Origin of the sequence: Weissella minor, from assembly GCF_001437425.1 — a bacterium.
GTDB classification, from domain to species: domain Bacteria; phylum Bacillota; class Bacilli; order Lactobacillales; family Lactobacillaceae; genus Weissella; species Weissella minor.
Map to the genome: position 1 here is coordinate 24696 of NZ_JQCD01000030.1, position 11931 is coordinate 36626.

Sequence of the window (11931 nt, forward strand, 5' to 3'; positions counted from 1 at the left end):
AAATTAATAGTACTAGAAGTAAGGAAGTATTAAACAATTTACTTGTAAATTTAAATCTAAGAGAAAAGGGATAAAAGCCGTGTTTTCATTTGGAACTCATAATGTAGGAATCGACTTAGGTACGGCCAATACCTTAGTTTATATTGAAGGGAAAGGTATTGTATTACGTGAACCTTCAGTTGTCGCACGTAATACTAAAACTAACGAAATTGTTGCTGTTGGACAAGAAGCTAAAGAAATGCTTGGACGTACACCAGTAAGTATTAAAGCCATTCGCCCAATGCGTGATGGGGTTATTGCTGACTACGAAACAACAGTTGCAATGATTAAGTATTATTTAGACAAGGCACTAGGTAATACCCGTGGAAGTAGTTCAAAGCCATATGTAACAATTGGTGTTCCTTCAGGGGTTACTGCCGTTGAACGTCGCGCTGTTATTGACGCAGCCCGTGTTGCGGGGGCTCGTGATGCATATGTGCTTGAAGAGCCATTTGCTGCTGCGATTGGTGCTGGTTTACCTGTTAATGAACCAACAGGATCAATGGTTGCTGACCTAGGTGGTGGAACTTCTGATATTGCAACCATTTCACTTGGTGATATTGTGTCGTCTCGTTCAATTCGTATGGCGGGAGACACAATGGATGAAGCAATCATGAACTATATTCGTCAAAACTATTCAGTCTTGATTGGTGAACAAACTGCTGAGCGTTTGAAGATGGAAATTAGTTCTGCCGATGTTGAAAGTGCAAAGGAACTTGAAGATGCAACTGCTCGTGGTCGTGATTTGGTAACTGGATTGCCAAAGACAATTCAAGTGCCAGCTGAAGACATTGCGATTGCCATTAAAGATGTCATTAGCGATATTATTGTTGCAATCAAGGAAACACTTGAAGAGACGTCTCCTGAAATTGCAGCCGATGTTATTGATCATGGAATTGTATTGACTGGTGGTGGTGCAATGTTGAAGAACATTGATACTGTTATTGCTGAATCAACTAAGGTTCCAGTTTTCATTGCTCCTGAACCATTGGACTCAGTTGCGCTTGGGACTGGTGAAGCGCTAAAGTCAATCGATGTGTTGAAGAATAATTAAGGTCTGATGATTGACGCCACGCCAATTTCGGTGAGGCGTTCTTTATTAGGAAAGCATTGATTGAGTTGAAGCAATTAAGAAAGGATTCTGCACAATGAAAAAATTACTAACGTCTCGACGGTTAGTTGTGTTAGTCGTGATTGTTATTGTAACTGTAGGTTTGATTACCTTTAGTTCACGTGCACGTAACTCCCAAGAAACACCAGCGTTACCATTTCGAATTGCTTCTGACGTCTCGACTTGGGTATCTGAATTAGTGACTTCACCTGTTAAAGCAGTTGGAGATTCATATAATGCAGTGACGCAAATGTTTGACGTTTATGAAGAAAACGAGCGTTTGAACAAAAAAGTTGATGAATTGGCGGCTGTTCAAGTTCAGTTACAAGCTGAGCAAAATGAAAATAAGGCTTTAAAGGATCAACTAAAGGTTGATAAGACATTGACTGATTATCGTTTGGTAAACGCAGCTGTTATTTCACGTTCACCAAGTAATTGGCAATCACAATTAATTATTAATCGTGGTTCAAATGCCGGATTAAAGAAGAATATGTCTGTCATGGGCGCAGGTGGCATGATTGGTCGTATTTCAGAAGTAAATACAACGAGTGCGAAAGTTGAATTATTGTCAGACAATAGTCAGACTGCTGATCGTTTTGCCATTCGTGTGACGAATGATTCAGATCAAACAGTCGATGGGATTGTGTCTAAGTTTGATCAAACAAAGAATCAGATTGTGATGAGTAAAGTCACATCTGATGTAAAGGTTAAAAAAGGTGATCCTGTAACAACGAGCGGACTTGGTGGTGTAACACCAGCCGGCTTGTACGTTGGAAAAGTTGCAGAAGTAACGGATTCTGACCATGGGATTACACGAACAATCAGTATTACGCCGGCCGTTGACTATAACAATATTCCTGTTGTTAGTGTGGCGATTCCGGATGTATAAAAATAAGCGTCTTGAACATTGTTCAAGACGCTTATTTTTTAACAGTGATATTGAATTGGACGATTGTTGCTTGGTTGCAAGGCGCGATTATTGCCATTGTAGAACTGATGTAAGAAATCCAACTGCTCTGTACTAATCGTTGCAGAATTATCAATAACATACCATTCAACATTTTCTGTCAGTGGTGGTGTTGTAAGCGACCCAATATAATTTAAGTAGTTTAGGGGCGTATCCATTAATTCAGGTAAGGGAATCGTAAAACTTTCGGTAGTTGGTAAATGGTCTAAAATGATTGATAATGCTGGATTGGCAGAACCTAGATTAATAGGAACGGCAACAACAGCAAGTTGGCCTGAGACTGATTGGTGGACAAGGTGAAGCTCAGCAATTGATTGCTGACCATCAATGGTATGTTCACCAGGTGTGTGAATATGGGCCTGAACAGCATTGAAGGTCCGGTGGTTTAGCTGGGCGGTTCCGGTTAAACCAAATTCAATACTGGCGCCTGTATCTCGTACATACGCAATTTTATTTTCATAGGACAAAGTGATGTTATCTAAATTGGGATCAATCGTCGCCTGTTTATGTGTTAATGCGATCGGTGATTGTTGTTGGCCACTCACAAAATCCCAGTCATTTTGATGTTCATAATTTAAGTGTTTCATCAACTTTCCTCCTTGGTTATATGACAGATTAGCAAGGAATTTAAAGGTTGTCAAAATACTTTTTTGATAAAATTAAAAAAAATACGCATTTAAAAAAGAGGCATTTAATTGGAGTTTTTTAAATTGACCGATTTTTGATTGACGTAACTATAGTTGCGAGCTATTCTTGTAATTACAAGGTACTTTATAATGGAGAGAGAATTCATATGTTGAAATATATTCGAACGACTTGGCTACATGCGATATTAGTCATTTTAGCTATATTTTTAGATGGCGGACTGGCCCAACAATTTTCTGGCGTTCTATTTAAAATGCCCATGTCAGCTAGCCCATATTTAAGTATTTTAGCAATTTTAATGCCGATTTTATCTGGTACAGATAGTCAAATTGGTAATCGCTGGTTATATGGGACAGCAGTGTTAGGTGGTGTGTTATTTGACACATTCTATGTTGGTATTATTGGAATTGCGACAGTCGGCTTTCCTTTGGTCGTTTGGGTTGCTGGTGTGATTCAACGCTATTTCCAAACAAGTATGAGCTGGTCAATGTTGACTTGGTTCTTATCAATGTGTATCTTTTTGATTTATGACTATTTTGCATTTGGCTTGATTAATTTAGCGAATATGAATTTGTTTGGTTTTATCGTCTTCCATTTGTTCCCAACGATTGTTTTGAATTTAATCTTCTTTATTGTTTTGTATACACCATTTACGTATTTGTATCAAATGACAAAACAGCCGGATATATCAAGTTATAATACGGATCAACGTGATTTTAATTCAGGAATTCCACTACGAACACGTTCACGTAATTATTAGTTGACAATTCAGAGTTTTTCATTTAAAGTTAATTTCACATTAATAATAAAAATTTGAGCAAACGAGTAACCGATTAACTATCTAAAGAGAGCTGTGCTGAAGTTGGAAAACAGTGTTAGTTTGAGGTGAACCACATTTGTGATTGTTAACAGAAATGTTCGGCTTGTCCCCGGTATCGACGATACCAAGATTGGTACATGAGTATTGATTAGTAATAGTCGATAATTAATGAGGTGGGACCGCGATTAATCGCCCTCAAGTAAACAGATAGTGTTTACTTGAGGGCGATTTTTTTAGTTATATTGGAGGAAATAGATGCAATATATGTTAGAAATTTTACCAAGCCTTTTAAATGGTTTGAAAATGACGCTAGGTGTTTTTAGTTTAACGCTCCTTGGGGCGGTGCCTTTAGGTATGTTGGTGGCCGTTGCAATGAAATCAAAATTAGTGGTTTTGCGTGCGGTGACAAATGCATACATCACAGTGATGCGTGGAACACCATTACTTCTGCAAATCGTGTTTGTTTATTACGGATTAAGTCTGGCAAATATTGTCACACTACCCAGATTTGAGGCAGCCGTTGTGACGTTCATTTTAAATTATGCGGCATACTTTGCAGAAATTTTCCGTGGCGGTTTCCAATCTATTTCACAAGGACAATACGATGGTGCCAAGGTGTTAGGCTTTAATCGAATCCAAACCTTACGTTATATTGTGATTCCACAAGTTGTTAAAGTCGTTATGCCATCAGTCGGTAATGAAGTCATTAATTTAGTTAAGGATTCTTCATTAGTTTATGTCATTGGATTAGGGGACTTAATGCGAGCTGGGAATATTGCAGCAGCAAGAGATGTGACCTTAGTTCCTTATTTACTAGTGGGATTACTCTACTTAATTTTGACGATTACATTGACATACGGCATGCGTGGACTTGAAAAGCGTATGAATTATTACCGATAGGAGACACTTATGTTAGAAATTAAAAATTTGGCAAAAACATATGAAGGTCGTACTATTTTCAAAGATTTGAATCTAACGATTGATGATGGAGAAATTTTGACGATTGTTGGTCCATCTGGGATTGGAAAGACGACTTTTTTACGAATTTTGGCCGGTTTACTTGAGGCTGATACTGGGACCATGAGTTTAGATGGGAAAGCGTTGGCACTTGATGGTAATCGAAGCGGGGCTGATGTCGGCGTTATTTTTCAGGACTTTAATTTGTTTCCACAATATACGGTGAAGGAAAATATTGAATTAGCGCCTAAGTTAGTTGCTAAACACACGCCAGCAGCAGTTGAAGCTGATTCAGAACGTTTATTAATGGAAATGGATCTAACTGTGCAACAAGACCAATACCCATTTCAATTGTCAGGCGGTCAGAAACAACGTGTTGCGATTGCGAGAGCGTTAGCCATGCATCCAGGTATTTTGGCATATGATGAACCAACGTCAGGCTTAGATGAGGCCTCGACACAACGTGTGATTGATGTGACAAAGGAACTACAGAATACTGGCGTCACCCAGTTGATTGTAACGCACGATTTACCATTTGCAGCAGCTTTAAACGGACGTATTTTTGACTTTGCAACCGACGTAGAGCGTTAGGAGGTCAATGATGCAGAAACAAAAAATGAAGTTACTGATAGGCAATCTTATCGTGTTGTTAGTGCTGGGTATGCTAGCGGGTGGTATTGCCTATCGGATGAATCAACGGCATGATTCATGGGATAAATTACAGGAAAAAAACAAAGTTGTTGTGGGAATTGATGATACATTTGTCCCCATGGCTTTTCGCGATAAACATGGTAATTTAGAGGGATATGATATTGAACTAGCTAAGGCAACCTTTGAGAAAATGGGCCTAGAACCGGATTTTCAAACCATTGATTGGTCAATGAATCAGACGGAATTAGCGACCGGCCATATTGATGTTATCTGGAATGGGTATACGATTAATGACCAACGCAAAGAGAAGGTTGCTTTTTCAGAACCTTATCATTCTGATCGACTTGTGCTGTTGACCAAAGCGGAGGCGGCGATTACCAAACCAGCCGATATGAAGGGGAAGACCCTAGCAGTCCAAACTGGGTCAGCTGGGGCTGAAAGTTTGCGGAAAGAACCCCAATATCTACAAACATATTTAACAAAAGACGTTGCACAGTATGACACTTATGATAAAGCAATCAATGATGTTAAAGTTGGCCGGGTTGATGCCGTGTTAATTGATGGTGATTATGCGAATTATTATTTGGCGCATGAAAAGTTGAATCAACCGTTGAAAACAGTTAAAACTGAATTTCCACCTGATGAATATGGCGTTGGCTTTCGAAAGGAAGACAAAACCTTACGAAATAAAGTTAATCAAACGTTAGATGAGCTAGCGCAAGATGGTACTAAAGCTAAACTATCTAAAAAATATTTTGGCCGCGTTGACTAAAAAACGTGCATAAGTTTTACGACAATCATGGCGTAAACTTATGCACGTTTTTTATTTGATTGTGAATTCAAAAATGAATCGCTGTTGACCGAATAAATCTTGCACTTGCCCTAATTTCGTGAAGTTTAAGTGAGCGAGTAAAGACAAAGAGGGGTGATTTTCAGGCAACACCTCAGCTTGGATAACAGTATCTGGTTGGATGTGTGCGAGTTGCATGCTTAAAGCTTGCAGCATATATCCTTGGTGTTGAAATTTGGCATCCAAACCAAAGGCTAATTGATAGTGAGTTGATGCATCGTTACTGATAACTTCGTATAAAATAATAAAGCCGATACATTGTTTTTCATAGACCACCTGATTAAAAATAGGTTGGCTCAAATCAGCAAGAAAATCATCTGCTAAATGATCAGAATTAATTTGCAGACCTGATTGGATGTGGGCCTGTGTCATGAGCGATTGATAGGCATCAAAATCGTTTTTGGTAAAGGGTGTGAGTTGGACTTGAGTTAATACCATGAGTTTTTAAATCCATTCATTTTGGCATAAAAAGGTGCTTGCTTAACATATAGAATTTCAAAAGTTTCCAAGCAAATGAGGGCGAATAAAATACCAGTCAACATGCCACTAAATTGCGTGTTATCTTGAAAAATATTTGCGATAAATATAAGGAACCAGCTCATTAACAGCATGAGTTGACTAAGCAATCGGTTTCGGAATTTTTGAATGGCTGGGATCACAAAAATGACCATATAAGAATAAAGTAAAGTCGCCCAAAAAATACCGTATGTTGGCATTTGCATGGTATGACCAAAGTTTTCTGTTCTGAGAAATAAATTTAACAAGTGCACGAGTATACCACTAATGACGCTAGTTGCCAAAATCCAAAAGGCTGGGATTTTATATTTAAAACCCCATAAGAAAAAACAAAGCAAGAAGATAACGAGTAACACACCAAAACCGTGACTGAAGAAAAAGAAGCTGTTAAGGAGCAGATGCCACTTTTTGGGGAGAAACTCAAAGGTGAGTTGCGCTGTTAAATTATCCAGCATTGATAAAAAAGGATTGTGCATAAAAAAAGCAATCAATAATGTGATAAAACCAATGACACTTACGCTAAAAATAATTCTTTGAGCATAATGATTACGAATAAGCATAATAATTTCCTGACTTTTTTAAGAATATGACTAGTGTATACTAATTATGGAAGCGTATAATCTGTTATGCAATTATTTTAAAAAAATTTAGTAGGGAGTAAGTGAGCATATGGTAACACAGACGTTGATTATGATTCTAACTGGTATTGTAGCTGGGGGGCTAGGATCAATACTGGGACTGGGTGGTGGCATTATTGTGACCCCTGTTCTAACTATTTTTATGGGCTATGATATTAAATATGCCGTGGGTGCAAGTATTATTGCAGTCATTGCAACGAGTTCGGGATCGGCAATTGCCTTTTTGAAAGATGACGTATTGAATTTACGCGTGGCGATGTTTTTGGAAATTTTTACAACCCTAGGTGCACTGTCTGGTGCCATTTTAGCTGGTTATTTCCACGCGACTGTGTTGTACTTTCTATTTGGGGCTTTATTGCTATTTCAAGCTTGGAATATGTGGAAGAAGCTTAGAGGCGCAAAAAGCGATCAAATTTTGACCAAAACGGATCCTCTAGCAACCCAATTGAATTTGAATGGTGAATATTACGATAAGCAAGCTAAAGAAGTCATTCATTACAATGTCGAAAAAGTTCCAGGTGGCGCTGCCGTGATGTTTGGAGCTGGAATTGCTTCTGGACTTTTGGGGATTGGTTCTGGAGCCTTTAAGGTGATGGCCATGGAAGACGTGATGAAAATGCCGTTGAAGGCATCATCTGCAACCTCTAACCTGATGATGGGTGTGACAGCTGCAGCTTCAGCTACCGTTTACTTCTTTAATGGGACAATTCAACCGCTGGTCGCAGTACCAATGGCATTAGGAATTGTGATTGGTTCAACAATTGGCTCACATGTGATGCAATATTTGCCAGCACAAATGATTCGTAAGATCTTTATTCCAGTTGTTTTCATTATGGCAATTCAGTTGATTATGAAAGGAATGGCGGTGTTTAACTAATGGATCAAAAGCAAATAAATGGAGGCCAAAAAAGCCCAGAAGAAGAACAACTTGCGCAAATGGAATTGGTCATTGGGAAAATTATGCGTGCAGGTGTACTAGCCGCTTTAGCAGCTATGATAATTGGCATGCTGTTGTTACTGGTTCATCCAGTGAGTGACCCAACTGATTTTCCAACGCGCCTTGGCCCATTATTGGTTGCCGTTGGTCATTTTGAACCAATGGGCTGGATGATGTTAGGTTTGTTATTACTTATCTTTACGCCAGTCTTGCGTGTGATTGTATCGATTGTGGCTTTCGCTAAAATTCATGATCACTTGTATACGACGATTACCATTCTGGTACTGGTTATTTTGGCCTTGGCCATTGCATATGGGTATCATGTCGGTTAGCGCCGCTTGACTCAAACACAAAATTAACTTAAACTATTAAACAGCATAAAAGGAATATAGAGGTTGCAACCAACATGAGTCACTAACCAAACCGGCAGGTAATGCGGTTAGTAAAAGGGGCGGTTGCCGAAATGGAATACTGGCAAGTGGACCGTTGGTGTAGTCATTAAGAGTGGCTGGACTGTCGTAATGAATGATTACGGAGCGCTATCAAATACTTGGTTATTAACAGACCTAGTTTACGTAGATAGTCGTAAACTGGGTCTTTTTATTTAACACATTTAGGCGACCTCAAAATAATAGGAGGATTTTATGTCAAGCGAAGCAAATGAGTCTACGGGCTTGAAGCGAACTCTTAAGACGCGTCATTTATCGATGATTGCGTTGGGAGGAACAATTGGAACCGGGTTATTCGTTACATCAGGTGCAACCGTGGCCCAGGCCGGACCTTTTGGTGCCTTAACTGCATATGCGGTTATGGGATTAATGGTGTACTTCTTGATGACTAGTTTAGGAGAGATGGCGACATACATGCCTGTGTCTGGTTCTTTTTCAACCTATGCTGATCGTTTCGTTGATCCAGCATTTGGATTTGCGATGGGTTGGAACTTTTGGTTGAATTGGGCCGTGACGGTGGCTGTTGAAGCTGCGACCGTTGGTGTTGTCATGGGATATTGGTTCCCGCACATGCCAAGTTGGATTTGGTCATTTGGAACACTTGTGTTGATTGTGCTCATTAATTTGTTATCAACAAAAACATACGGTGAAGCAGAATTTTGGATGGCAATGATTAAAGTTGTTGCCGTGCTTGCCTTTTTAGCAGTTGGTTTTGCAATGATTTTTGGCATTATGACTTATAAGCCAGATGTAACAGGTAATCTAACTGTTGGTTCACATGGTTTTGTTAATGGCTTTAATGGTATTTTAGCTGTTCTGATGGTTGCTGGATTCTCATTCCAAGGAACCGAATTTATCGGGATTACTGCTGGAGAATCAGAAACACCTGAAACATCAGTGCCAACAGCCATTCATCAAGTGTTCTGGCGTATTTTGATTTTCTATATTGGTGCTATTTTTGTGATTGGAGCCATTATTTATTACAAGGATCCATCATTGTTAAGTGCAAGTGAAGATAATATTGCCGTATCACCATTTACGTTGGTCTTCGAGCGTGCAGGCCTAGCTAGTGCTGCGGCTGTGATGAATGCCGTGATTTTAACATCAGTTATTTCTTCTGCAAATTCAGGACTTTATACATCATCACGTATGTTATATTCAATGTCTGAAGAAGGGATGGCACCTAAGTTTTTCCAACAAATTAATCCTAAGACAGGAATTCCAACGCGTGCGTTGGTTGTGACTGTAGTTGTCAGTGCATTAACCTTAGCAACGAGCTTGGTGGGTAAAAATGTTTATCTATACTTAGTGGCTGCTTCAGGATTAACAGGATTTATCACTTGGATTGGGATTGCAGTTTGTGCATATCGTTTCCGTCGTGCTTTCCAAGCTCAAGGGCATACAGTTAAGGAATTACGTTATCATGCAAAGTGGTTCCCAGTTGGGCCTATTTTGGCATTAATTATGTCAGTGATTGTGGTTGCTGGACAAGATTTGGCATCATTCCAAGGTCCAATTTCAAATTGGAATTGGCAAGCAATCATTACAACGTATCTCGCAATTCCAATTTTCTTGGCTTTGTACTGCTATTACAAGTTTAAATATCATACAAAAGTACGTCCTTTGACTGAAGTTGATTTAAAAACTGACTCACGTCCAATGGACTAATAAGAAAGCATCTAATCAAAAGATTAGATGCTTTTTTTATTGAACGATTAACAGGGGCTTGTGATTGAATGTACCAACTAAATGCAGTATACAAGATGTTGATTTATAGCTATATTTTGGAAGCGTTTACATCTAAAAAGTCCTGAATTTCTGTGTTAAATAAAGTCAAAGTAGTGTACAATGACAGTTGGATACAGAAGTATTGCTATCAAACACAAAGGAGATTTTTCAATAATGAAAAAGACCAAAATTGTTTCAACGCTTGGACCTGCCAGTACAGACGTCGAGACTATTGCGAACTTGCTAGAAGCTGGCGCAAACGTTGCTCGTTTTAACTTCTCTCATGGAGACCATGAAGAACACTTAGGACGTATGAACGCCGTTCATGAAGCTGAAAAGCAAACAGGTAAGACTGTTGGTATTCTTTTGGATACTAAGGGTGCTGAAATTCGTACAACTGTTCAAGAACCAGGTAAGATTGAATTTAACATTGGTGATGTTGTTCGCATCTCAATGGATGATTCAATTGAAGGAACTAAGGAAAAGATTGCTGTTACTTATCCTGGTTTGTACGATGATGTTCATGTTGGTGGACACATTTTGTTTGATGACGGTCTAATCGACATGTTGATCACTGAAAAAGATGATGCAACTAAAGAATTGGTAACAGAAGTACAAAACCACGGTTTGTTGGGATCACGTAAGGGTGTTAACGCACCTGGTGTTTCAATCAACTTGCCTGGTATTACTGAAAAGGATGCCGAGGATATTCGTTTTGGTTTGCAAAATGGTATTCAATACATCGCTGCTTCATTCGTGCGTAAGCCTGAAGACGTTGAAGACATTCGCGTTTTGCTTCGCGAAGCAGACCGTGAAGATGTAATGATCTTCCCTAAGATTGAATCACAAGAAGGAATCGATAACTTCCCTGAAATCTTGGAAGTTTCTGATGGTTTGATGATTGCTCGTGGAGACATGGGTGTTGAAATTCCACCTGAGAACGTTCCTTTGGTACAAAAGGATTTGATTCGCATGATGAACAAGGCTGGAAAGCCTGTTATTACTGCGACTGATATGCTTGATTCAATGCAAGAAAACCCACGTCCAACACGTGCCGAAGCTTCTGACGTTGCCAACGCTGTCTTTGACGGAACTGACGCAACAATGCTTTCTGGTGAATCAGCTAACGGTGCATACCCAGTTGAAGCGGTTGCCACAATGGCCCGTATTGACGAAAAGGCTGAAACTGCATTGCGTGAAAACAGCCGTCATAAAGATGGTTTTGTAACGAATGATGTGACTGAATCAGTTGCTGCTTCAGTTGCCAATGCTGCTAACAACTTGGATGATGTTAAGGCGATTGTTGCCGCAACAAAGTCTGGTTACACAGCAAAGATGATTTCAAAGTACCGTGCCGATGCTGATATCTTGGCATTGACTTTTGATGAAATGGTACAACGTTCATTGACAATTTACTGGGGTGTTCAACCAGTTGTTGTTGAACCAGTTGACACAACTGACGAAATGATCGAATTGGCTAAGAAGCAAGCTGTTGAAAATGGATTGGCCGAAAAGGGTGACAAGATTATTGTTACTGCTGGAATCCCAATGACAACTTCTGGTACAACTAATTTGATGACAATCGTTACGATTGACTAATCAATTAAAATTTAAAGCACATAC

General features: G+C 39.3%; 13 protein-coding genes and 1 riboswitch. Of the genes, 10 read left to right on the forward strand and 3 right to left on the reverse strand.

The features are described 5' to 3' along the window. Nucleotides 1-79 precede the first annotated feature (79 nt). Nucleotides 80-1093 carry a rod shape-determining protein gene (locus IV67_RS06860; protein WP_057788401.1) on the forward strand — a complete coding sequence of 338 codons (1014 nt, stop codon included), beginning with the start codon at nt 80-82 and terminating at the stop codon, nt 1091-1093. Between the two features lie 94 nt (nt 1094-1187). Continuing rightward, entirely contained in the window at nt 1188-2039 is an 852-nt protein-coding gene (gene mreC, locus IV67_RS06865) for a rod shape-determining protein MreC (RefSeq protein ID WP_057788403.1), read from the forward strand. A gap of 38 nt (nt 2040-2077) precedes the next feature. Here the strand turns inward: mreC and IV67_RS06870 are convergent, their stop codons facing one another. Further along, a complete protein-coding gene (locus IV67_RS06870) occupies nt 2078-2704 on the reverse strand; it encodes a carbonic anhydrase family protein (RefSeq protein WP_057788405.1) in 627 nt (208 codons plus the stop codon). Between the two features lie 206 nt (nt 2705-2910). Between IV67_RS06870 and mreD the strand changes: the two genes are divergently transcribed. The 4 genes from mreD to IV67_RS06890 all read left to right on the forward strand — a co-directional run bounded on the left by mreD (nt 2911) and on the right by IV67_RS06890 (nt 5962). Beyond that, complete coding sequence (gene mreD / locus IV67_RS06875; protein WP_057788407.1) at nt 2911-3522, forward strand: rod shape-determining protein MreD; 612 nt, start codon at nt 2911-2913, stop codon at nt 3520-3522. A 315-nt stretch (nt 3523-3837) separates the two neighbouring features. Next, nucleotides 3838-4482, forward strand: a complete 645-nt coding sequence (locus IV67_RS06880) for an amino acid ABC transporter permease (protein WP_057788409.1) — start codon at nt 3838-3840, stop codon at nt 4480-4482. A gap of 9 nt (nt 4483-4491) precedes the next feature. Then, on the forward strand, nt 4492-5130 hold the full coding sequence (locus IV67_RS06885; RefSeq protein ID WP_057788411.1) for an ATP-binding cassette domain-containing protein: 639 nt from the start codon (nt 4492-4494) through the stop codon (nt 5128-5130). Nucleotides 5131-5140: 10 nt separating this feature from the next. Next, nucleotides 5141-5962 carry an amino acid ABC transporter substrate-binding protein gene (locus IV67_RS06890; RefSeq protein ID WP_057788413.1) on the forward strand — a complete coding sequence of 274 codons (822 nt, stop codon included), beginning with the start codon at nt 5141-5143 and terminating at the stop codon, nt 5960-5962. 51 nt (nt 5963-6013) lie between these two features. Here the strand turns inward: IV67_RS06890 and IV67_RS06895 are convergent, their stop codons facing one another. Together IV67_RS06895 and IV67_RS06900 are read right to left on the reverse strand one after the other, a co-directional pair. After that, entirely contained in the window at nt 6014-6478 is a 465-nt protein-coding gene (locus tag IV67_RS06895; RefSeq protein WP_057788415.1) for a GNAT family N-acetyltransferase, read from the reverse strand. After that, complete coding sequence (locus IV67_RS06900; protein WP_057788417.1) at nt 6469-7116, reverse strand: hypothetical protein; 648 nt, start codon at nt 7114-7116, stop codon at nt 6469-6471. The genes IV67_RS06895 and IV67_RS06900 overlap by 10 nt, the downstream gene beginning before the upstream one ends. Nucleotides 7117-7225: 109 nt before the next feature. Here IV67_RS06900 and IV67_RS06905 point away from each other — a divergent pair, with 109 nt between their 5' ends. The 4 genes from IV67_RS06905 to pyk all read left to right on the forward strand — a co-directional run bounded on the left by IV67_RS06905 (nt 7226) and on the right by pyk (nt 11907). After that, nucleotides 7226-8071 (forward strand): sulfite exporter TauE/SafE family protein, encoded by an 846-nt coding sequence (locus IV67_RS06905; RefSeq protein WP_057788419.1) that lies wholly within the window; start codon nt 7226-7228, stop codon nt 8069-8071. After that, nucleotides 8071-8463, forward strand: coding sequence for a DUF1634 domain-containing protein (locus IV67_RS06910; protein ID WP_057788421.1), 393 nt, complete (start codon nt 8071-8073; stop codon nt 8461-8463). The genes IV67_RS06905 and IV67_RS06910 overlap by 1 nt, the downstream gene beginning before the upstream one ends. A gap of 49 nt (nt 8464-8512) precedes the next feature. Next, nucleotides 8513-8681, forward strand: a riboswitch (Lysine riboswitch). Nucleotides 8682-8775: 94 nt separating this feature from the next. Continuing rightward, nucleotides 8776-10248 carry an amino acid permease gene (locus tag IV67_RS06915; protein ID WP_057788423.1) on the forward strand — a complete coding sequence of 491 codons (1473 nt, stop codon included), beginning with the start codon at nt 8776-8778 and terminating at the stop codon, nt 10246-10248. 234 nt (nt 10249-10482) lie between these two features. Next, nucleotides 10483-11907 carry a pyruvate kinase gene (gene pyk, locus IV67_RS06920; protein ID WP_057788425.1) on the forward strand — a complete coding sequence of 475 codons (1425 nt, stop codon included), beginning with the start codon at nt 10483-10485 and terminating at the stop codon, nt 11905-11907. The last annotated feature ends 24 nt before the right edge of the window (nt 11908-11931 follow it).